General features: G+C 71.0%; 22 protein-coding genes. 8 read left to right on the top strand and 14 right to left on the bottom strand.

The genetic code is table 11. The features are described from left to right. The first annotated feature begins 162 nt into the window (after nt 1–162). The 3 genes from pknB (at nt 163) to ACIOEW_RS04380 (ending at nt 3,611) form a co-directional block, all read left to right on the top strand. Nucleotides 163–2,082: a Stk1 family PASTA domain-containing Ser/Thr kinase gene (gene pknB / locus ACIOEW_RS04390; RefSeq protein WP_401961162.1), complete on the top strand. Its 1,920-nt coding sequence runs from the start codon at nt 163–165 to the stop codon at nt 2,080–2,082. A gap of 6 nt (nt 2,083–2,088) precedes the next feature. Further along, complete coding sequence (locus ACIOEW_RS04385) at nt 2,089–2,946, top strand: deoxyribonuclease IV (RefSeq protein WP_401961159.1); 858 nt, start codon at nt 2,089–2,091, stop codon at nt 2,944–2,946. A gap of 89 nt (nt 2,947–3,035) precedes the next feature. Beyond that, nucleotides 3,036–3,611, top strand: coding sequence for a DUF4396 domain-containing protein (locus ACIOEW_RS04380; protein ID WP_401961157.1), 576 nt, complete (start codon nt 3,036–3,038; stop codon nt 3,609–3,611). A gap of 30 nt (nt 3,612–3,641) precedes the next feature. Here the strand turns inward: ACIOEW_RS04380 and ACIOEW_RS04375 are convergent, their stop codons facing one another. Further along, nucleotides 3,642–4,274, bottom strand: a complete 633-nt coding sequence (locus ACIOEW_RS04375) for a sulfite oxidase-like oxidoreductase (RefSeq protein ID WP_401961155.1) — start codon at nt 4,272–4,274, stop codon at nt 3,642–3,644. A gap of 154 nt (nt 4,275–4,428) precedes the next feature. On the opposite strand from ACIOEW_RS04375, the gene bfr reads away from it, so the two are divergent. Continuing rightward, nucleotides 4,429–4,908: a bacterioferritin gene (gene bfr, locus ACIOEW_RS04370; RefSeq protein ID WP_362555134.1), complete on the top strand. Its 480-nt coding sequence runs from the start codon at nt 4,429–4,431 to the stop codon at nt 4,906–4,908. 65 nt (nt 4,909–4,973) lie between these two features. Here the strand turns inward: bfr and ACIOEW_RS04365 are convergent, their stop codons facing one another. Both ACIOEW_RS04365 and ACIOEW_RS04360 read right to left on the bottom strand, forming a co-directional pair. Next, nucleotides 4,974–5,279: a bacterioferritin-associated ferredoxin gene (locus ACIOEW_RS04365; protein WP_401961153.1), complete on the bottom strand. Its 306-nt coding sequence runs from the start codon at nt 5,277–5,279 to the stop codon at nt 4,974–4,976. 169 nt (nt 5,280–5,448) lie between these two features. Beyond that, nucleotides 5,449–6,801, bottom strand: a complete 1,353-nt coding sequence (locus ACIOEW_RS04360) for a class II 3-deoxy-7-phosphoheptulonate synthase (protein WP_362555130.1) — start codon at nt 6,799–6,801, stop codon at nt 5,449–5,451. Between the two features lie 121 nt (nt 6,802–6,922). Here ACIOEW_RS04360 and ACIOEW_RS04355 point away from each other — a divergent pair, with 121 nt between their 5' ends. Both ACIOEW_RS04355 and ACIOEW_RS04350 read left to right on the top strand, forming a co-directional pair. Beyond that, nucleotides 6,923–7,285: a trp operon leader peptide gene (locus ACIOEW_RS04355; RefSeq protein ID WP_401961150.1), complete on the top strand. Its 363-nt coding sequence runs from the start codon at nt 6,923–6,925 to the stop codon at nt 7,283–7,285. A 97-nt stretch (nt 7,286–7,382) separates the two neighbouring features. Then, the gene (locus ACIOEW_RS04350; protein ID WP_401961148.1) at nt 7,383–9,275 is read left to right on the top strand and encodes an anthranilate synthase family protein; all 1,893 of its coding nucleotides are present in this window, start codon (nt 7,383–7,385) and stop codon (nt 9,273–9,275) included. A 34-nt stretch (nt 9,276–9,309) separates the two neighbouring features. Here the strand turns inward: ACIOEW_RS04350 and ACIOEW_RS04345 are convergent, their stop codons facing one another. The 5 genes from ACIOEW_RS04345 to ACIOEW_RS04325 all read right to left on the bottom strand — a co-directional run bounded on the left by ACIOEW_RS04345 (nt 9,310) and on the right by ACIOEW_RS04325 (nt 14,474). Beyond that, nucleotides 9,310–10,314 (bottom strand): 2-hydroxyacid dehydrogenase, encoded by a 1,005-nt coding sequence (locus tag ACIOEW_RS04345; protein ID WP_362555126.1) that lies wholly within the window; start codon nt 10,312–10,314, stop codon nt 9,310–9,312. Nucleotides 10,315–10,605: 291 nt separating this feature from the next. Beyond that, entirely contained in the window at nt 10,606–11,634 is a 1,029-nt protein-coding gene (locus ACIOEW_RS04340; RefSeq protein WP_362555124.1) for a 6-phosphofructokinase, read from the bottom strand. A gap of 111 nt (nt 11,635–11,745) precedes the next feature. Then, a complete protein-coding gene (locus ACIOEW_RS04335; RefSeq protein WP_362555122.1) occupies nt 11,746–12,441 on the bottom strand; it encodes a response regulator transcription factor in 696 nt (231 codons plus the stop codon). Then, a complete protein-coding gene (gene macS / locus ACIOEW_RS04330) occupies nt 12,438–13,664 on the bottom strand; it encodes a MacS family sensor histidine kinase (RefSeq protein ID WP_401961147.1) in 1,227 nt (408 codons plus the stop codon). Before macS ends, ACIOEW_RS04335 begins: the two co-directional genes overlap by 4 nt. A gap of 45 nt (nt 13,665–13,709) precedes the next feature. After that, nucleotides 13,710–14,474, bottom strand: a complete 765-nt coding sequence (locus ACIOEW_RS04325) for a lysophospholipid acyltransferase family protein (RefSeq protein ID WP_401961146.1) — start codon at nt 14,472–14,474, stop codon at nt 13,710–13,712. 197 nt (nt 14,475–14,671) lie between these two features. Here ACIOEW_RS04325 and ACIOEW_RS04320 point away from each other — a divergent pair, with 197 nt between their 5' ends. Beyond that, a complete protein-coding gene (locus ACIOEW_RS04320) occupies nt 14,672–15,451 on the top strand; it encodes an alpha/beta fold hydrolase (protein ID WP_362555117.1) in 780 nt (259 codons plus the stop codon). Further along, nucleotides 15,444–16,118 (top strand): hypothetical protein, encoded by a 675-nt coding sequence (locus tag ACIOEW_RS04315; protein WP_401961143.1) that lies wholly within the window; start codon nt 15,444–15,446, stop codon nt 16,116–16,118. Before ACIOEW_RS04320 ends, ACIOEW_RS04315 begins: the two co-directional genes overlap by 8 nt. Before the next feature lie 143 nt (nt 16,119–16,261). On the opposite strand, the gene ACIOEW_RS04310 is transcribed toward ACIOEW_RS04315, so the two are convergent. The 6 genes from ACIOEW_RS04310 to ACIOEW_RS04285 form a co-directional block, all read right to left on the bottom strand. Continuing rightward, a complete protein-coding gene (locus ACIOEW_RS04310) occupies nt 16,262–17,017 on the bottom strand; it encodes an endonuclease/exonuclease/phosphatase family protein (RefSeq protein WP_362555113.1) in 756 nt (251 codons plus the stop codon). Between the two features lie 82 nt (nt 17,018–17,099). Next, on the bottom strand, nt 17,100–18,041 hold the full coding sequence (locus tag ACIOEW_RS04305) for an ROK family glucokinase (protein ID WP_350998474.1): 942 nt from the start codon (nt 18,039–18,041) through the stop codon (nt 17,100–17,102). Between the two features lie 73 nt (nt 18,042–18,114). Next, the gene (locus tag ACIOEW_RS04300) at nt 18,115–18,573 is read right to left on the bottom strand and encodes a DUF5304 domain-containing protein (protein ID WP_362555111.1); all 459 of its coding nucleotides are present in this window, start codon (nt 18,571–18,573) and stop codon (nt 18,115–18,117) included. 83 nt (nt 18,574–18,656) lie between these two features. Then, nucleotides 18,657–19,871 (bottom strand): ArsA family ATPase, encoded by a 1,215-nt coding sequence (locus tag ACIOEW_RS04295; protein WP_401961141.1) that lies wholly within the window; start codon nt 19,869–19,871, stop codon nt 18,657–18,659. A gap of 4 nt (nt 19,872–19,875) precedes the next feature. Beyond that, on the bottom strand, nt 19,876–20,325 hold the full coding sequence (locus ACIOEW_RS04290) for an SRPBCC family protein (protein ID WP_362555107.1): 450 nt from the start codon (nt 20,323–20,325) through the stop codon (nt 19,876–19,878). Between the two features lie 117 nt (nt 20,326–20,442). Further along, nucleotides 20,443–21,249 (bottom strand): metallophosphoesterase, encoded by an 807-nt coding sequence (locus tag ACIOEW_RS04285; RefSeq protein WP_362555106.1) that lies wholly within the window; start codon nt 21,247–21,249, stop codon nt 20,443–20,445. Nucleotides 21,250–21,350: the final 101 nt, after the last annotated feature.

Below are 21,350 nucleotides of genomic sequence, written 5' to 3'. Positions count from 1 at the left end.
CCGGCCGGTGCGTGAGGCGGATCTCATGTCCCTGCCACAGCATGCTCCGGCCCCGTGCCACGGCGGCGGATCGCATGTCCCTGTCACGGCTCGGCTGCAGTTGGGCCCCGGGATCGCCCCGGCCAGTCGGCCGTGTCCGTGGTGGCTCGTAGACTCGCCTGCGTGGATACGACCCTCCAGGACCCTCTCGTCGGGCAGCTGCTCGACGGCCGCTACCGCGTCGATGCCCGCATCGCCGTGGGCGGCATGGCCACGGTCTACCGGGCCATGGACACCCGGCTCGACCGGGTGCTCGCCCTCAAGGTGATGCATCCGGCGCTCGCGACCGACGCCTCGTTCGTCGAGCGCTTCATCCGCGAGGCCAAGTCGGTGGCCCGGCTCGCGCACCCCAACGTGGTCGCGGTCTTCGACCAGGGCGCCCATGCGCAGTACGTCTACCTCGCGATGGAGTACGTCGCGGGGTGCACGCTGCGCGACGTACTGCGCGAGCGGGGCGCTCTGCAGCCGCGGGCCGCGCTGGACATCCTGGAGCCGGTGCTCGCCGCCCTGGGGGCCGCACACCGGGCGGGCTTCGTCCACCGGGACATGAAGCCGGAGAACGTGCTGATAGGCGACGACGGCCGGGTCAAGGTCGCCGACTTCGGCCTGGTCCGGGCCGTGGGCTCGGTCACGAACACCACCGGGTCCATCCTGGGCACCGTCTCCTATCTCGCCCCCGAGCAGATCGAGCACGGCACCGCGGACACCCGCGCCGATGTGTACGCGTGCGGCGTCGTGCTGTACGAGATGCTCACGGGCACCAAGCCGCACACCGGGGAATCCGCCGCCCAGGTCATCTACCAGCACCTCAACGAGGACGTCCCGGCCCCCTCCGCCGTCGTCCCCGGTCTCGCGGCCGAGCTCGACGAGCTGGTGGCGAGCGCCACCGCCCGTGACCCCGGGATCCGGCCGTTCGACGCGGTGGCGCTGCTCGCCGAGTCCCGCCGGGCCCGGTCCGGCCTCACCGACGCACAGCTCGACGCCGTGCCGCCGCAGGCCCTGGCCGAGGTGCACGACGACGCCGAGGACCGCACGAGCGTGATCCCCCGGGTGCTGCCGCCGGGCCAGGGCACCGCCCACCACACCAGCCGGCTCGAAATGCCCCCGCAGCTGCCCCCGCAGCCGCCGGGCCGCCGCGCGGGGCTCCGCGGGACGCCGCGGCGCGGTGTCATCGCTGCAGTCCTCGCCGTGCTCCTGGTCCTGGGGGTCGGCGGTGGCGTCTGGTACATCAACTCCGGACAGTTCACCCGGGTCCCCTCGCTGCTGGGCCAGAGCGAGAAGGCGGCCAAGGAGAGGCTCTCGAAGGCCGATCTCGAACTCAAGGGCGTGCGGAGGGCCTACAGCGACACCGTCGACCGCGGCAAGGTGATCAGCAGCGACCCGAAGTCGGGTGCCCGCATCCGGGGCAATGACTCGGTGGCGCTGGTCGTCTCGCGCGGTCCCGAGATCGTGACGGTGCCCGATGTCCAGGGCTTCAGGCTCTCCGAGGCCAGACGTCAGCTCGAGAAGAAGGGCCTCGTGCCCGGCATGACCACCAAGGAGTTCAGCGAGGACGTGGCTGTCGGCGAGGTGGTGCGTACGGAACCCGAGGCGGGCGCCGAGCGCCACCCGGACTCCGCGGTCGCGATCGTCGTCTCCAAGGGCAGCCCGGTCGACGTCCCCGACGTCACCGGCCTTTCCGTCGAGGACGCCACCGCCGCGCTGGACGACGAGGGGCTGAAGGCGAAGGTGCTGCCGGACCGGGTGAACTCCCCCGAGGACGCCGGCGACATCGCTCGCCAGTCCCCTGCCGAGGGCGAGGAGGCCGCCGAGGGCGACACCATCACGCTGACGGTCTCCGAGGGCCCGCAGATGATCGACGTGCCGGACGTCACCGGCAAGGACGTCGACGACGCCCGCAGCGAGCTGGAGGACGCGGGCTTCGAGGTCAAGGTCGACCGCCCGTTCCTCTCCTTCAGCGACACCATCGCGAGCCAGTCCGTCGACGGCGGCGACCAGGCTCCCGAGGGCAGCACCATCACCATCAAGACCAAGGGGCTCTAGATCCGTATGCGCAACCCTGTCGGCGGCCACATCCCGGTGGCCGGCGGCCTCGCCAAGGTCGGCCTGCCCTACGCCCGTGAGATGGGTGCGGAGGCCGTCCAGGTCTTCGTCGCCAATCCGCGCGGCTGGGCGACCCCGGCCGGGAACCCGGTGCAGGACGAGTTGTTCCGCACCGAGTGCGCCGCCGAGTCCATGCCCGCGTACGTCCACGCCCCGTACCTGATCAACTTCGGCTCGCACACCCCGGCGACCGTGGAGAAGTCCGTGGAGTCCCTGCGCCACTCCCTGCGCCGGGCCCGCGAGATCGGCGCCCTGGGCGTCGTGGTGCACACCGGTTCGGCGACCAACGGCCGGCCGCGCGAGGAGGCGCTGGCGCAGGTGCGTACTCACATGCGGCCGTTGCTGGACGAGCTGACCCACGACGACGACCCTTTCCTGCTGCTCGAGTCGACCGCCGGCCAGGGATATTCGCTCTGCTCACGGACCTGGGACTTCGGCCCGTACTTCGACGCGCTCGACGCCCACCCGAAGCTCGGCATCTGCCTCGACACCTGCCACATCTTCGCGGCGGGACACGACCTGGCCGGTCCGGCGGGCATGAAGGAGACGCTGGACCTGCTGGTGGAGACGGTGGGCGAGGGCCGGCTGAAGCTGATCCACGCCAATGACTCCAAGGACGTGGCCGGGGCTCACAAGGACCGGCACGAGAACATCGGGTCGGGCCACATCGGCGAGGAGCCGTTCCGGGAGCTGTTCTCCCACCCGGCCACCGAGGGCGTTCCGCTGGTCATCGAGACACCCGGCGGCAAGGAGGGCCATGCGGCGGACGTCGCCCGGCTGAAGGAGCTGCGCGGCCGGGGCTGACCGGGCGGACACCCTGTCGAGGAATACCCCAGGGGGGTATGGCGTTCTTGCTGTCGGCAGGAACCGCTCCTCGGCATTGGGGGAACACCATGCAGGACCACGCACAGCACGTCGGCCACAGCACCCACAGCGCCCACGCGGGCCACACCAGCCACGCCAACCACCTGGACCACGCCGGCCACACCGGCCACACCGGCCACACCGACCACACCGGTCACGGTTCCGGCGGCGTCAGCTGGGCGATGGCGGCCCGGGCGACCCTCCACTGCCTCACCGGATGCGCTATCGGCGAAGTCCTCGGCATGGTGGTCGGCACCGCGCTCGGCTGGGGCAACGTCCCGACGATGGTCCTCGCGATCGTCCTGGCGTTCTTCTTCGGCTACACGCTGACGCTGCGATCGGTCCTGAGGGCGGGCGTCGACTTCAGGACGGCGTTCCGGGTCGCCCTCGCGGCCGACACGCTCTCGATCGCGGTGATGGAACTGATCGACAACGGGGTGATCGCCCTGTGGCCGGGCGCCATGGACGCGATGCTCTCGGACGTCCTGTTCTGGGGAGCGCTCGCGATCTCCCTGGCCGTCGCGTTCGTCGTCACCACACCGGTGAACAAGTGGATGATCGGGCGCGGCAAGGGACACGCGGTGGTGCACCGGTACCACCACTGAGGCGGTACGGGAGGGGCCTTGGCGGCCGGATCAGAGCTCGGGGCCTTCCCCGGGCTCTTCCTGGTAGGAGTAGCGCTGTTCCTTCCAGGGATCGCCGATGTTGTGATAGCCGCGTTCCTCCCAGAAGCCGCGGCGGTCGGCGCTCATGTACTCGATGCCCCGGACCCACTTGGGGCCCTTCCAGGCGTACAGGTGCGGTACGACGAGCCGGAGCGGGAAGCCGTGTTCGGCGGTGAGGAGTTCGCCGCCCTTGTGGGTGGCGAACAGGGCCCGCTCGGAGGTGAAGTCGTCGAGCCGGAGGTTCGAGCTGAAGCCGTACTCGGCCCAGACCATCACATGGGTGACCTGCGGCGCGGGCGGTGCGAGCGCCACGACGTCACGGGCGAGCACTCCGCCCCACTCGGCACCGAGCATGCTGAACTTGGTCACGCAGTGCAGATCGGCTACGACCGAGGAGAACGGCAGCGCCGAGAACTCCTGATGGTTCCAGCAGTGCTTCTCGCCGTCGGCCGTGGCCCCGAAGACCCGGAACTCCCAGCGTTCGGGTTTGAACTTGGGCACCGGCCCGTAATGGGTAACCGGCCAGCCACGCTGCAGTCGCTGTCCCGGCGGAAGCTCGGACTGCTCTGATGCGTGGTGTTCCCGGCTTTCCGGCTGACCCATGTCTCCATGGTGACAGACAGGCAGGGGTGGTCATGACCAGGGCAGAGGCGTTTCGGGCAACTCGTACTAAGCATGCACTTACTGGACGCTCACCGGGTGCGATGCGAAGATGCGGCCAACTTGCCCAGTTCACCGGTTGGAAGGAGCCTCTGCGATGCAGGGCGACCCCGAGGTCCTCGAGTTCCTGAACGAACAGCTGACCGCCGAATTGACTGCCATCAACCAGTATTTCCTGCATGCAAAGATGCAGGACAACTTCGGCTGGACGAAGCTCGCGAAGTACACGCGGTCCGAGTCCTTCGACGAGATGAAGCACGCCGAGCTCCTGACCGACCGCATCCTTTTCCTCGATGGACTGCCGAATTATCAGCGGCTTTTCCACGTACGCGTGGGCCAGACGGTCACCGAGATGTTCCAGGCGGACCGCCAGGTCGAGGTGGAGGCGATCGACCGCCTCAAGCGCGGCATCGAGCTGATGCGCAACAAGGGCGACATCACGTCCGCAAACATCTTTGAGTCGATCCTGGCGGACGAGGAGCACCACATCGACTATCTCGACACCCAGCTGGAACTGGTCGAGAAGCTCGGCGAGCCGCTCTACATCGCCCAGCTGATCGAGCAGCCGGAGAGCTGACCGCCGCGGGGCCGCCCATACGGCCGCCGGGTGTCAGGCGGCGTCGGTGTCAGGCGGCGTCGGTGTCAGGCGGCGTCGGGAAGGGACATCGGCGCGGAACGTGGGCCGGCGCCGGGAGCGATGCCCTGATCGGCATCGGCAGCGGCGCCGGCCGTGACGCGGTCCGCGGTGCCCGATGTCGGCTTCTGGTCGAGCAGCTCACGCCGCGGGCAGGAGCCGCGGCCGAGCATCGCCTGGATGGTGCGGACGCAGCCGCCGCAGTCGGTCCCCGCCTTGCAGGCGGAGGCTATCTGGCGGGGCGTACAGGCTCCGGCTTCCGCATGCTTCTTGACCTGCTGCTCCGTAACGCCGAAGCACGAGCAGACGTACATGCGGTTCACCTCCCGACGGGATGGATCGTGGGCGCCGCCCCGATAATCGGTGAGGCTAACCTAACCTTACCCGTCGCTCAAGGCCCGCAAAAGCCCCGGTACGCGCTGTGGGGCACGGATCACATCGATCCGTGCCCCACAGTCGTACGTGCGCTTCGTTCGGTGACGCCTACTGGTCCCGGTACATCTCGGCGACCAGGAACGCGAGGTCCAGCGACTGACTGCGGTTGAGCCGCGGGTCGCAGGCCGTCTCGTAACGCTGGTGGAGGTCGTCCACGAAGATCTCGTGGCCGCCGCCGACGCACTCGGTGACATCGTCACCGGTGAGCTCGACGTGGATACCGCCCGGGTGCGTGCCGAGGCCCTTGTGCACCTCGAAGAAGCCCTTGACCTCGTCCAGGACGTCGTCGAAGCGGCGGGTCTTGTGGCCGGACGCCGCCTCGAAGGTGTTGCCGTGCATCGGGTCGGTCACCCAGGCCACGGTCGCGCCGGATGCGGTGACCTTCTCGACCAGCTCCGGGAGCTTGTCGCGGACCTTGTCGGCGCCCATCCGGACGACGAAGGTCAGCCGGCCGGGCTCGCGCTCGGGGTCGAGGCGCTCGATGTAGCCGAGAGCCTCGTCGACGGTGGACGTCGGGCCGAGCTTGATACCGATGGGGTTGCGGATCTTCGAGGCGAACTCGATGTGCGCACCGTCCATCTGGCGGGTGCGCTCACCGATCCACACCATGTGGGCCGAGGTGTCGTACAGCTGACCGGTCCGCGAGTCGACGCGGGTCAGCGCCGACTCGTAGTCCAGCAACAGGGCCTCGTGCGAGGAGTAGAACTCGACGGCCTTGAACTCGGCCGGGTCCGTGCCGCACGCCTTCATGAAGTTCAGCGCATTGTCGATCTCGCGGGCCAGTGCCTCGTAGCGCTGGCCGGACGGGGACGACTTCACGAAGTCCTGGTTCCAGGCGTGCACCTGGCGCAGGTCGGCGTAGCCACCGGTGGTGAAGGCGCGGACGAGGTTCAGCGTGGAAGCGGATGCGTGGTACATCTGCTTCAGCCGGTCCGGGTTCGGGATGCGCTCGGCCTCGGTGAAGGCGAAGCCGTTGACGGAGTCGCCGCGGTAGGTCGGCAGGGTCACGCCGTCGCGGGTCTCGGTCGGCTTGGAGCGCGGCTTGGAGTACTGACCGGCGATCCGGCCCACCTTGACGACGGGCACGGAGGCCGCGTAGGTGAGGACGGCACTCATCTGGAGCAGCGTCTTCAGCTTGGCGCGGATGTGCTCGGCGGACACGCCGTCGAAGGCCTCGGCGCAGTCACCACCCTGCAGCAGGAACGCCTCGCCCTTGGCGACGGCTCCCATGCGGGCGCGCAGCTGGTCGCACTCGCCGGCAAAGACGAGCGGCGGATACGACGCGAGGTCCGCGAGTACATCGCGCAGCGCCTCGGAGTCGGGGTACTCGGGCTGCTGCGCCGCGGGAAGGTCTCGCCAGGTGTTGCCACCGGCGACGGAGGTATTGGCGTTCACGGTCACGGTTCCCACATTACGGGGTCGCGTCCACCGGTTTTCCGGGTGCTCAACGGATGAGACGGACACGCGGCCCGGCCAGTGACGGGGAACACAACGGGCCCTGTCGGCCTCCACGTCGTAAGGAATGGGGCAAGTGGACCACGGGGGCGGCGCGTTGAAGCGGGGTCAACGTGATCACGGCGATGCCGGCGCTGCGGGCGACGGGAGCGGCACGCTCCGGCACCGCCGGGCGGAAACAGACCGGACCGGTGTTCCCGGGACGGCTGAGGGCAGGCGGCGGCCGGAGCCCGCGACACACCGGTCCGGCCTCCTCGGACCGAGCCCGGGAACGGGGCCCGGAAAGGGTGCCCGGGAACGGCCCGCCGGAAACCGCCGCCCGGTCGCGAGGAAGGGGCCCCTTCGTGTCCCGGTCATGAGTTATGGTTCGGGCATGTTCGCGCACTCGACCCGTAACTGGTGGTGGACCGCTCATCCAGCGGCCCACTGATCGCGCGTACACACCGACGCAGAGGCCGCCCGAGGGGCGGCCTTTCTCATGTCCGGGGCCGTTCCTCCCAGCTGATCCAGTGGAAGGAACACCGCAGATGGCACCGCACTCCGCACCGCACACGATCGTCCAGAGACTCCTTGGCGACGACTGCCCGCCCTTCGCCCTGCTGCGCAGGCGCACCCCCGGCCACGACCACGACACCGTCGAGGTGCTGATCGGCCAGGTCCTGGAGGCCGACAGGCTCGCCGGCATCCCCGTGGGCGAACAGCCCGCCCTCGCCCTGGTGCCGTTCCGGCAGATCGCCGAGCGTGGTTTCGACGTCCGCGACGACGGCACGCCGTTGGCCGTGCTGGTCGCGGACGAGACGCACGAGCTGCCCCTCGACGAGACGCTGGACGCGCTGCCCGCCCACGCGGTGCGGGTCGAGGACGGTGCGTTCGACGTGTCCGACGAGGAGTACGCGGGGACGGTGCGGCGGGTCATCGAGGACGAGATCGGCCGGGGCGAGGGCGCGAACTTCGTCATCCGGCGGACCTTCCGGGGCGAGATCCCGGGGTTCGGCCGGGCGGACGCGCTGGCGCTCTTCCGGCGGCTGCTGGCCGGCGAGCGGGGCGCGTACTGGACGTTCGTCGTGCACACCGGTGACAGGACGCTGGTCGGCGCCAGCCCCGAGGTGCATGTGCGGATGTCCGGCGGGACGGTCGTGATGAATCCGATCAGCGGCACCTACCGCTACCCGGCCGAGGGGCCGACCGCCGAGAGCCTGCTGGCCTTCCTCGGCGACCGCAAGGAGACCGAGGAGCTCTCCATGGTGGTCGACGAGGAGCTCAAGATGATGTGCACGGTGGGCGACATGGGCGGGGTGGTCATCGGGCCGCGGCTCAAGGAGATGGCTCATCTCGCGCACACGGAGTACGAGTTGCGCGGCCGCTCCTCGCTGGATGTGCGCGAGGTGCTGAAGGAGACCATGTTCGCGGCGACGGTCACCGGCTCCCCCGTGCAGAACGCCTGCCGGGTCATCGAACGGTACGAGTCCGGCGGGCGCGGCTACTACGCGGGCGCGCTGGCCCTGTTGCGGCAGGGGCCCGACGGGGCGCAGACGCTGGACTCACCGATCCTGATCCGGACCGCCGACATCTCGGCCCGGGGCGAGCTGCGGGTGCCGGTCGGGGCGACGCTGGTGCGCCACTCCGATCCGGAGAGCGAGGTCGCCGAGACCTATGCGAAGGCGGCCGGCGTGCTGACCGCGCTGGGGGTGCGGCCGGGCCGGCCGCAGGCCGAGGGGGCGCGTCCCCGGCTGGCCGACGACCCCCGGGTGCGGGCGGCTCTGGACGCCAGGCGGGAGGGGCTGGCGCCGTTCTGGCTGCGGATGCAGGAGCGCACCGACACCCTGTCCGGCCATGCGCTGGTGGTCGACGGCGAGGACACGTTCACCTCGATGCTGGGGCATCTGCTGCGCTCCTCGGGCCTCGATGTGTCGGTGCGCCGCTATGACGAGCCGGGGCTGCGCGAGGCCGTACGGGCGCACGAGGGGCCCGTCGTGCTGGGCCCGGGGCCGGGGGATCCGGGCGACGCGGCCGACCCCAAGATGCGGTTGCTGCGCTCCCTTGCGGCGGAGCTCGTACGGGATCACCGGCACGGGCTGCTCGGGGTGTGCCTGGGCCATGAGCTGATCGCGGCGGAGCTGGGGCTGGACATCGTCCGCAAGACCGTTCCGTACCAGGGCGCGCAGACCCGGATCGATCTGTTCGGCCGCCCGGAGACCGTCGGCTTCTACAACAGCTTCACCGCGCGCTGCGACGACGCGGCGGCCACCGAGCTGGCGGCGCACGGCATCGAGGCGAGCCTGGACCCGGCGACCGGGGAACTGCACGCACTGCGTGGGGACGGCTTCGCCTCGGTGCAGTTCCATCCGGAGTCGGTGCTGACGCTGCGCGGGGCGACGATCGTGGGCGAGCTCCTGGCGGGGCTTCCGGTTCGCGGCTGACGCTCCCGGCGCCGCCCGTGCCCCGGCGGGGTCGTCAGGGCGCGGGCGGCGCCGGGACCAGCACGTTGTGGCTGCGGCGGCCGGCCAGGTAGTCGTCGACGTTCTGGACCGTGGCGCCGATGATCTGGCCCAGGGCGTCCTCGGTGTAGTACGCCTGGTGCGAGGTGACGAGGACGTTCGGGAAGGTGACGAGCCGGGCCAGGGTGTCGTCGTCGACGCCTTCCAGGGACTTGTCGAGGAAGAAGAGCCCGGCCTCCGCCTCGTACACGTCGAGTCCGACCCCCAGGAACCGGCCTGCCCTCAACTCCCCGACCAGGGCGGAGGTGTCGACGAGTCCGCCCCGGCTGGAGTTGATCAGGATCGCGTCGTCCTTCATGTGTGCCAGGGCGTCCTTGCCGATGATGTGGTGGGTCGCGGGCAGCAGCGGGACGTGCAGGCTGATCAGGTCGGACTCGGCGAGTAGCTGTTCCTTGTCGACGTACCGCATGCCCAGCTCGACGCAGGCCGGGTTCTCGGCGACGTCCCAGCCGAGCAGATTCATGCCGAAGCCATGGGCGATCCGGGTGAAGGCCTCACCGATCTTGCCGGTGCCGATGATGCCGGCCGTGCGGCCGTGCATGTCCCGGCCGAGAAGGCCGTCGAGGCGGAAGTCGAAGTCCCGGGTGCGGGTCGTGGCGCGGACGACGCGGCGGTTGACCGCCATGGCAAGGGTCCAGGCGAATTCGGCGACCGAGTAGGGCGAGTACCAGGAGACCCGGGCGACCCGCAGGGCGAGGCGCTCGGCCACGTCCAGGTCGATGTTGTTGAAGCCGGTGGAGCGCTGGGCGATCATCTGGGTGCCGCCGGCCGCGAGGGTCTGCAGGACCTTGCCGCCCAGGTCGGCGTTGACGCTGGTGGAGATGATCTCGTAGCCCGCCGCGATGGGGGCGGTGTCCCGGTTCAGGAAGACGTCCAGGCAGCGCACCTCGTGCTTCCCGGCGAAGGCCTTCTCGATCAGCGGCTTCTCGTCGGACTGCACACCGAATGCCAGGATTTCCACGACGTCTCCTGTGACTGATGCGGGCTGGGGCCTTTCGTTCGGATCCGGCTGGGTCCTTTCGTTCGGATCCGGCTGGGTCAGGGAGCGGGGTCCGGTGCCGTGCACCGCACGGCGGAGGAGGGAGTCATGGCGGAGCCCTGACGACCGACGGCAATGCCGCGAGGTGCGGTGCCGGACCCCGCGAGCCCAGCCTGATCCGAACGAAAGGCCCCAGGTGCGGGGCCCGCTCGGGGAGCGGGCCCCGCGGGGCCGGTCATCGCGAATATAAGCCCGACGGGCCGAGTGCGCCGCTCAGCCGAAGAAGACCCCCACCTCCGCGTAGAGCGCCGGATCGACCGTCTTGAGCCGGGCGGTCGCCTCCGCGATCGGCACCCGCACGATGTCCGTGCCACGCAGGGCGACCATCTTCCCGAAGTCGCCGTCGCGCACCGCGTCGATGGCGTGCAGCCCGAAGCGGGTGGCCAGCCAGCGGTCGAACGCGCTGGGGGTGCCACCGCGCTGGACATGGCCCAGCACGGTGGTCCTGGCCTCCTTGCCGGTGCGGCTCTCGATCTCCTTGGCCAGCCATTCACCGACACCCGAGAGCCGGACATGGCCGAAGGAGTCGTGCGAGCCGTCCTTGAGGACCATCTCGCCGTGGGCGGGCATGGCCCCTTCGGCGACCACCACGATCGGTGCGTAGCTCGCCCGGAACCGGGAGGTCACCCAGGCACAGACCTGGTCGATGTCGAAGCGCTGTTCCGGGATGAGGATGACGTTGGCGCCGCCGGCCAGCCCCGAGTGGAGCGCGATCCAGCCGGCGTGGCGGCCCATCACCTCGACGACGAGGACCCGCATGTGGGATTCGGCCGTGGTGTGCAGCCGGTCGATGGCCTCGGTCGCGATGGAGACGGCGGTGTCGAAGCCGAAGGTGTAGTCGGTGGCGGACAGGTCGTTGTCGATGGTCTTGGGTACGCCGACGCAGGGGACGCCGTACGTGTCGGACAGGGTCGCCGCGACACCGAGGGTGTCCTCGCCGCCGATCGTGACGAGTGCGTCGACGTCGTACTTGGCGAGGTTGTCCCTGATCCGGCGGACGCCGTGCTCCGCGTTGAGCGGATTGGTGCGCGACGACCCGAGGACGGTGCCGCCGCGCGGCAGGATGCCGCGCACGGCCGGGATGGAGAGCGGCACCGTCACGCCCTCCAGCACCCCGCGCCAGCCGTCCCGGAAGCCGATGAAGTCGTAGTCGTACTCCTGCACGCCCTTGCGGACCAGGGCGCGGATGACCGCGTTGAGCCCGGGGCAGTCGCCGCCGCCGGTCAGTACTCCGACCCGCATGAAAGCATCCCTTCGCCGAAGTGAGCTCACTCAGCTCCACGCTAAGGGTGATCCGGGTCACAGCGGGATGGGTCGGACGGTCAATTCCCGCGCAATGCACAGGAGTTGATCTCAGGCGTCGTCGAGGCCGCGCTCGATGGCGTACCTCACCAGCTCCACCCTGTTGTGCAGCTGGAGCTTGCCCAGGGTGTTCTGGACGTGGTTCTGGACGGTGCGGTGCGAGATGACCAGCCGCTCGGCGATCTGCTTGTACGAGAGTCCCTTGGCCACGAGCCGCAGCACCTCGGTCTCCCGGTCGGTGAGCTCCGGGGCCTTCGGCTCGTTCGACGCGACGGGTGCGGGTTCGGAGGCCAGCCTGCGGTACTCGCCGAGCACGAGTCCGGCAAGGCCGGGAGTGAAGACGGGGTCGCCGACCGCGGTGCTGCGGACCGCCTCGGTCAGCTCCTGGGTGCTCGCCGACTTCAGCAGATAGCCGGTGGCGCCGGACTTGACCGCTTCCAGTACGTCGGCGTGTTCGCCGCTCGCGGAGAGCACCAGGACCCGCAGTCCGGGCTGCGAGCCGACGAGCTCCTTGCAGACCTGGACGCCCGGCATCCCGGGCAGGTTGAGGTCGAGGACCAGGACGTCGGGGGTGACTGCCCCGGCCCGGCGGACGGCCTGCGGGCCGTCGCCCGCGGTCGCCACCACGTCGAAGCCGGCCTCGGCGAGGTCGCGGGCGACGGCGTCGCGCCACATCGGGTGGTCGTCGACCACCATGACCCTGATGGACCGCTGCTGCCCGGCGTCCTCTTCGTGTGCTGCGCTCATCGGACTGAACCCGCCTTCCCCCGTGAAACCTTCGGAACCTTCAGTTCGACCTCGGTGCCCTGGCCGGGCACCGAGATCAGTTCTGCCGTGCCGCCCAGGTCGCGCAGCCGCCCGCGGATGGAGAGGGCGACGCCGAGGCGCCCCTCGCCCTCTGCCTGGGCGAGCCGCCCCTCCGGGATACCCGGTCCGTCGTCCCGGACCGTGACGATCACCTCGTCCGGCCAGTCCTCCACCAGGATCCACGCCCGGGCGCTCTCCCCGGCGTGCACCCGGACATTGTCCAGGGCCGCGCTCACCGCGGCCGCCAGTTCCCCGGCCGCCGCGGGCGGGAGCAGCACCGGCGCGCCGGGCTCCGCGAAGGTCACCCGGGATCCGGCGTGCGGGGCGAGCAGGGCCCGCAGGTCGGTGTCGTCCGGGTCCTCGGTCTCGTTGTCGTCCGTCTCGACGGTGCGGACCACGGCGCCCTCGGCCGCGTCCTCGGATACCCGGGTGGGGGGTACGAGTCCGCTCGAGACCAGGGTGCGCAGGGCGACCTCCTGCTCCCCCGCCATCCGGCCCAGCTCGGCAGCCTCGCCGCCGAGCGCCGTACCCCGGCGCTGCACCATGGCGAGGACCTGGAGCACGCTGTCGTGGATGTCGCGGGCGAGGCGTTCCCGCTCGCGGGTGGCGGCCTCGATCTCCAGGGCGCGGGCGAGGGTGCGCTCACTGGCGCGGGCGACCTCGACGACGTACCCGATGGCGATGGAGGCGACCCAGACCAGCAGGACGTTGTGCAGGGTGTCGCGGCTGGGTTCGGCGCGCTCGATCAGGTTGGCGACGGCGACGAAGGTGGAGGCGAAGGCCGCCCAGCGCCAGCCGCCCTTGATCGCGAAGGCCAGGACGGAACCGGCGGTCCAGATGGACGGCAGGGTCGGGCCGTCCATGTGCTGGGCCTGGAAGTCGGCGAGCGGGGTGATGAGGATGCCGATCAGCGCGAGCGTGAGGTCGGCGCCCAGGAAGCGCTTGGTGCAGGCCACGGCGCCCGAGACCTTCGGCAGGGTGGCGAGCGTCCAGACGGCCATGACCGCCAGGAAGACGACGGCCACCCACGGCCGCTCGTACTTGTCCCGTCCGAAGGCGGCGAGCAGGATCGCGTAGAGCATCGTCAGAATGCGGTACGCGGTCAGGGCACGCCACAGCGGCTGCTCGACCGACATCCGCACGACCCGCACACGTTTGGCCATCTTCTTCTCCCCCACCCCCGGACCGCCCCCGTCGCACACCCGGGCTCAGGCGCTGCCGCGGTCCGTTTCCTGCTCGTCCCGGCCGCCGGACGCGGCCTTCTTGGCGGCCTCCGCCCGTTCCTTCGCCTCGTCGGCGATCTGCCGCTTGGCGGCGGTCGCGTAGATGTCGACGTACTCCTGGCCGGAAAGCTTCATGATCTCGTACATGACCTCGTCGGTGACCGAGCGCAGGATGAAGCGGTCGCCGTCCATGCCGTGGTAGCGGCTGAAGTCGAGCGGCTTGCCGATCCTGATCCCCGGGCGCATCAGCTTGGGCATCACCTGGCCCGGCGGCTGGATCTTCTCCGTGTCGATCATCGCGACGGGGATGACCGGCGCACCGGTGGCGAGGGCCACCCGGGCGAGGCCGCCGGGCTTGCCGCGGTAGAGGCGGCCGTCGGGCGACCGGGTGCCCTCCGGGTAGATGCCGAACAGCCCGCCGCTCTCGATGACCTCGATGCCGGCCTTGATCGCCGCCTCGCCGGCCCCGCGGGCGCCCGAGCGGTCGACCGGGAGCTGTCCGACGCCCTTGAAGAAGGCGGCAGTGAGCTTTCCCTTGACCCCGGGCGCGGTGAAGTACTCGGCCTTGGCGATGAAGGTGACCTTGCGGTCCAGGACGGCGGGCAGGAAGAAGGAGTCGGAGAACGACAGATGGTTGCTGGCGAGGATCGCGGGCCCCTGCGCGGGGATGTTCTCCAGGCCCTCCACCCACGGCCTGAAGGCGAGCTTCAGAGACCCGCCGATGGAGAACTTCATAGCGCCGTAGATCAACTCGGGTGCCTCCTGTGTGCTGTCCGACAGACCTTAAAGCATGCTGCGCCCCGCACTCCCGCCCGGCGCGGGCGGGGTGTCCGCGGCCCCGGCCGGTGACGGCCCTGGTCGGTGTCGGTCCGGTCGCGTACGGTGAAGTAATCCTTCTGCACTCCCCCCTTTCGCTCCCCTTCGAGCCTCACGAACAGGAGACCCCGGTGCCGGTCCTTCCTGGAGCCGAGCCGTTCCGCCACGAGGGCGGAGAGGTCGGCGTCCTTCTCTGTCACGGATTCACCGGCTCCCCGCAGTCACTGCGCCCCTGGGCCGACTATCTGGCGGAGCGCGGGCTCACGGTCTCGCTGCCGCTGCTGCCCGGGCACGGCACCCGCTGGGAAGACATGCAGGTGACCGGCTGGCAGGACTGGTACGCGGAGGTGGACCGGGCGCTGCGGGAGCTGCTGGAGCGGTGCGAGCAGGTCTTCGTGTTCGGTCTCTCCATGGGCGGCGCGCTGTCGCTGCGGCTCGCGGCGAAGCACGGAGACGCCGTCCGGGGTCTCGTGCTGGTCAACCCGGCCAACAAGGTGCACGGCCTGTCGGCGTACGCGCTGCCGGTCGCCCGTCACCTGGTGCGGACGACGAAGGGGCTGGCGAGCGACATCGCGCTGGAGGGCTCCCACGAGGTGGGCTACGACAGGGTGCCGCTGCATGCGGCGCACTCGGTGCGGAAGTTCTTCCGGCTGGTCGACGCCGAGCTTCCCCAGGTGACCCAGCCGATCCTGCTGCTGCACAGCCCGCAGGACCATGTGGTGCCGCCCGCCGACACCGCCCGGATCCTGAGCCGGGTGTCCTCGACGGATGTCGAGGAGATCCTGCTGGAACAGAGCTACCACGTCGCGACGTTGGACCACGATGCGGAGCGGATCTTCGACGAGAGCTACTCGTTCATCGGCCGCCTCGCTCCGAGCGTCGGAACGAAGGGAAGCAGGTCCGGTGGCTGAGCACGACGCGGAGCGCACAGGCAGCGAGGAGGAGCGCGAGCCGCTCCCCGCCGGGGGGACGGCCGTGCCCGACGAGGGCGGCGGCGCTCCGGCGCCGGAGGCCCCGTCCGCGCCCACGGGGGCGGAGGGCGAACGCCCGGTCGACGAGGACGCCGTCTGGAAGGCGATCATCGAGGGGTACGGGGAGGAGCCGCCGGACCCGCCGGGTGCCCGGCCCTTCCGGTCCATCGAGGACCTCGCGCTTCCGGAGGACGGCCCGCTGACCGCTCTGGACCCGGACAAGGGCATCGACAAGCGGCCGCCCAAGCCGCCGGAGAAGCCGCTCGGCAGCTCGGTGGTCTTCGCCCCGGGAGTCGGCGGCCCGCGTGACTACGAGCCGGCGAAGCCCGCCGATGGCGACATCGACGACGACAGCGGCGAGGGGCACTTCGTGCCGCCGGAGCCGCCACCGCTGCCGGAGGCCGACGTCACGGCGAAGTTCGCCTGGCTCGCGGTGGTCGGCGGCCCCATCCTCCTGCTGCTGGCGGTGCTGCTCCAGTGGGAGATGACCTGGTGGCTGACCACGGTCGGCGTCGGCGGCTTCCTGGGCGGTTTCGTGACGCTGGTGGCGCGGATGGAGCATGACGACGAGGACGGTGACGACCCCGGCCGCGGCGCGGTGGTCTGATCTCGCGCGCTGTTACGGCCTTCCGTTCGGATCAGGCCGGACCATGACATGCCGTGCCCGCGGACCGAGCCATGACCTGGCGTGCCCGTGCCCGTGCCCGCAGGTCCGGCATGTCATGCCCGGCCCGGTCCGCACGAGAGGTGCTAGGTCGCTGCGGGCACCCTGAGTGCGGCCAGCACCGGCAGGTGGTCGGTCGCCGCCAGCAGGTCGGCGCCGGCGATACCGGGCAGTCCGACCGGGACCCCGCAGCCGAGCACCTCGATGCCGTCGGTCGCGAAGACGGCGTCGAGCCGCTTGTGCGGGTCGTGCGTCGGGAAGGTGTGCTCGCCGCCTCGGGGCCGTACGGCCCAGCAGTCCTGGAACCGCCCGGCGAGCAGCCGGAAAGCCTGCCCGCCCGGTACGTCGTTGAGGTCACCGGCCACCACCACGTGGTCCACGCCCATCGCGTCCACTGTCTCCAGCAGCCGCTCCGCCTGGGCGCGGCGCTCCGAGCGGTCAAGGCTCAGATGACAGCTCAGCACCCCGATCCGGGTGCCCGCGATCCGGACCACGGCGGTGGCGAAGCCCCTGCGGTGCAGTCCCGGGGTGAGCGGCAGAAGGATGTCCTCGGTGCGCTCCACCGTGGCGCGCAGCGAGCAGAGCAGCAGCGGACCGGCCGCGGTGGCGCCGCCGCCGAGGACGACCAGACCACTGCGGGCGGCGAGCCGGGCGGCGCGCTTGCGCCAGCGGAAGAAGCGCGGCGCCTCCTGGACGAGAACCAGGTCGGGTGCGCAGGCCTGGATGACACGGGCCAGCGCCGCGCAGTCGTCGCGCATCGACCGGATGTTGTAGCTGAGCACCCTGACGACTGCCGAGCCGTCCTGCTCGGTACGGGAGTCGGGCAGCGACATCATGGCCATGCGGTTCACGATACGGCGAACGCCCGCCGCTCCCCGGGAGGGGCGCGACGGGCGTCCGTCATATCCGTGGTGCCGGGCCGGATCAGCCCTGCCGGGCCAGGTCCGCCGCGCCCACAAGACCGGCCTTGCCGCCCAGTTGGGCCGCGAGCACCTGGGCGTGCGGGCGCCACTCGCCGCCGATCAGCCAGCGCCGGAAGGACTTGCGGATCGGGTCGAGGACCAGTTCACCCTCGTCCGAGACGCCGCCGCCGACGATGAAGGCGGACGGGTCGAAGAGCGAGGCGAGGTCGGCCAGTCCGGCGCCGGCCCAGCGGGCCAGCTCGCGGAACGAGTCGACGGCCACCGGGCAGCCCTGCCGGGCGGCCTCGCTGATGTGCTTGCCCTCGATGCCCTCGACCGTGCCGTCACCGAGCGCCAGCAGGATCGTGGCGTTCTCGGGGGTGGCGTTGGCGCGCTGCTTCGCGTACCGCACGAGGGCGCGGCCGGAGGCGTACTGCTCCCAGCAGCCCTGGCTGCCGCAGCCGCAGAGCAGCCCGTCCGGGACGACCCGGATGTGGCCGAACTCGGCGGCCACGCCGAAGCGTCCGCGGCGCAGCTTGTTGCCGATGATGATGCCGCCGCCGAGGCCCGTGCCCAGCGTGATGCAGATGACGTCCTCGTGGCCCTGGCCGGCACCGAAGCGGTATTCGCCCCAGGCAGCCGCGTTGGCGTCGTTCTCGACGACCACGGGGAGGCCGACGCGCTGCTCGACCTTGTCCTTCAGCGGCTCGTGCCGCCAGTTGATGTTCGGCGCGAACAGCACCGTGGCACGCTTGTCGTCGACGTATCCGGCCGCGCCGATGCCGACCGCTTCGACCGGGTGCCCCTCGCTCGCCCCGGACACCGCCGCCGCGATGGCGTCCACGATGCCTTCAGCCGTCGGCGGGGTCGACACCTTGAAGGTCGAGAGGATGTGGCCCTCTTCGTCCACCACTCCTGCTGCGATCTTCGTGCCGCCGATATCGACGCCGATGGTGAGTCCCATGAATCCCTCAGTTTCGGTCGAGCCCCGCTGAGGCAACCGTACCCGAGGCCGGGCCCCGTCCCGTCGGTGCCGGTCAGTCCAGGTCGATGTGTTCGCCGGTGCCGGGCCCCTCATCACGGGGGTCAGTGGGGTCTTCCGCCTTCGTTTCCGTGCCTGCGGGGTCTCCGGCACCCTGGGTCCAGCGGCGTTCCTGGCCCTCGACCGCAGAGCGGTACGCGGCGAGCAGTTCGCTTCCCGCCGCCGCGATGTGATCGAAAACGTCCGGATTGCGTTCGATGACGGGCTCGACGGCGGACTTCGCCTGCTTGATGACCTGCTGCACGGCCCCCTGCGCCGCCACGCCGAACAGCGGCGTCGGGAGGGACCCGAGCTTGTCGGCCACGGCGTCGACCAGCTTGCGCAGCTCCTCGGCGGCGGAGCCGGGCGGCGGGCCGTACTCGGCGCGGCGGCGGGCCTTCTCGGCGGCGAGGTCCTCGGCGCAGGCCTGTGCCCACGCGTCGTCGTCGGCGGGACGATCGGTGGCTTCGCTCATGGCGGACTCCTGCGACGTGGTTGTCCGGCGGCCCGGCATCCGGGACGCCTACAGACGACGTTACCCGAACGGTGGTACGCCGTTCAGCTCGTCCTCGGCCACAGGGCGGGGTCCGGCGTGAAGCGGACCCTCAGCACCCCGTCCGTGAGGGCCGCGCCCGAGACGGTGCAGCGGCGCAGCGCGGACTCCAGGGGCACGATGCGGTGGAAGGGGCCGACGGTGAGGAGCAGCTCACTGCCGCGGCGGACGAGCTGGAGGTCCTTCTTGACCGCGCCGGGAAGGCGCAGGCACCAGACGAGTATGCCGTCGGCGCCGTCCGGCCCCTCGGGGGCTCCGGCCTCCTCGATCCACCAGGGGTCGTCGGCGCGGCCGCCGTCCCGGCCGTCCGGGATCAGGGCGGGCTCGTCGTCCACGAGACCGGTGAGGTCGCCGGGGCCCTGCGGGTCGCGGCCGAGGTGGGGCAACCGCAGCGGCAGGGCCTCGGCGGGACGCTCCTCGTGCCAGTGGTCGAGGCACTTCTCCTGCTGGGCGGCGAGCGCGGCGAACCAGGGGTCGGACGAGTGCCGCGGCAGCACTCGGTTGGCCACCAGCGCGTCGACCCGCAGCCCGTGCAGGGCGAGCCCGGTACGCGCGGCGCGCAGAGCGTCCTCGGCGGCAGCACCCGGTTCGGCGACCAGCCGGAGCGTGGTCGCGCGGTCCTCGATCAGCGCCTGGACCCCGGCCAGCTCGGCGTCGCGCCGTGCGGCGGCCTCGTACAGCCGCTGTGCGGGCATGGGCACACCGGCGAGCTGCGCGAGCATCGGGCGCAGGGCGCGGGCGGCCTGGCGTTCCTGGGGCAGCAGCCGGCGCAGATAGCGGCGCAGCTGTTCGGGCAGGGCCAGCACGGCCAGGGCTTCGCGCAGCGGCGGCAGGTCGACGACGAGGAGGTCGTAGCCGGCGCGGGCCCAGTCGCCCTGTGCGGCGCGGCGCAGGCAGTGCAGCAGGGCGAGTTCGGCGCTGCCGGGAAGTTCGGTGAGTTCCTCGCCGTCCATACGGTTGCCGCCGAGCAGATCGAGCACGCCGGACAACTGGTCCTGGAGGGTGAGGAGTTCGCTGCGGAAGTGCGCGCCGGAGTCGATCCGGACGGACCACAGCGCGTCGGTCACCTGCGTGGGTTCGGTGTCCGTCGGGAAGCCGGGTATGGCATCGGCGGAGATCAGCAGGGTGCGGTGGCCGCCGCGGGCGCCGGCCAGCGCGGTGGCCGCCGAGACGGTGGTACGGCCGGCGCCGCCGAGGCCGGTGACCAGGACCGTACGCACCGGATCAGGCCTTCGGGACGGACTCGACACGCTTCTTGAGACCGGCCAGGGCGCGGTCGATGATGACCTTCTCGGCCTTGCGCTTGATCATGCCGAGCATCGGGATCTTGACGTCGACGGTCAGCCGGTAGGTGACCTCGGTGCGGCCGCCGTCGCCGAGCGGCGCGAGGGCGTAGGAGCCGTCGATGGCGCGCAGCATCTGAGACTTGACCAGGGTCCAGCTGACCTCGTAGTCGCCGATCCAGGTGTACGCGAGGGTGTGGTCGTCCTTGATCGCGCCGGCGTCCAGGACGAGGCGGACCTTCTCGGCACGGCCGCGGTCGTCGGTGCCGAGCACCTCGGCCTCCTTGACCTCGCCGGTCCATTCCGGATAGCGGTCGAAGTCGGCGATCACACCCATGACGTCGGCCGGTGCCGCCTCGATCGTGATGCTCGAGCTGGTGTGTTCAGCCATCGCTGTGGCCCTCCAGTGCGGTGTACCGGTCGGTCGGCAGAGGCCTGCCGCCAGAAGGCTATCGCGTGAGCACGGCGCCTCGTCCCAGGGCCTGCCGCGATGCGCGGCCGGACCCGGTCACCACTCCAGCGCCCAGGGCCGGCCGGTCGAGGCGAAGTGGCCGACGTTCACGCACTCGGTGGTGCCGATCCGCATCCGGCGGGCCAGCGGCTGGTGGACGTGGCCGAACACGGAGTAGCGGGGGCGGGTGCGGCGGATGGCGTCGAGCAGCGCCCGGCTGCCGCGCTCGAAGCGGCGCGCCACGGTGTCGTACGTCAGCTCCGGGACCTCGGGCGGGATGTGTGTGCAGAGCACGTCGACCGGGCCGACCGCCTCGATCTTGGCCGCGTACTCCTCGTCGCTGATCTCGTACGGGGTGCGCATCGGGGTCTGCAGGCCGCCGCCGACGAAGCCGAAGACGCGGCCGCCGATCTCGATCCGGTCGCCGTCCAGGACGGTGGTGCCGGGGCCCGCGTACTCGGGCCACAGGCCGGGGATATCGACGTTGCCGTAGGTGGCGTACGTAGGGGTGGGCAGCGCGGCGAACATCTCGGCGTACTGCTTGCGGACGGCGGAGACGATCGCGGCGTTGCGGTCCGTCCCCGCCCACAGCTGCCGGCCGAAGTCCCGCGCCTCCTCGAAACGGCGTTCGGTGCGCAGGGCGACGATCCGGTCGGCGTTCTCGACACCGAAGAGGTCGGGGAAGATGCCGCGTGAGTGGTCCGCGTAGTCGAGGAAGAGCACCAGGTCACCCAGGCAGATGAGGGCGTCGGCCCCGTCACCGGCGCGGGCCAGCGCCTCGGTGTTCCCGTGCACGTCGCTGACCACGTGGACGCGGGTGCGCCTTCCGGCGGAGGCATCCCGGGTGTTCGGTCCTGCTCGCATGACGATCACCCTAGGACTCCGGCGCCCGCGTGGGTAGGGGCGGCCGGACCTGCGGTTACCTCCGGGCGTCGAACGAGGTGCACTACTGTGCCGATGAGGAC

It is taken from the genome of Streptomyces sp. NPDC087901, assembly GCF_044742205.1.
In the GTDB taxonomy this organism is placed as follows: Bacteria; Actinomycetota; Actinomycetes; order Streptomycetales; family Streptomycetaceae; genus Streptomyces.
This window is presented reverse-complemented; position numbering and strand designations above follow the sequence as displayed.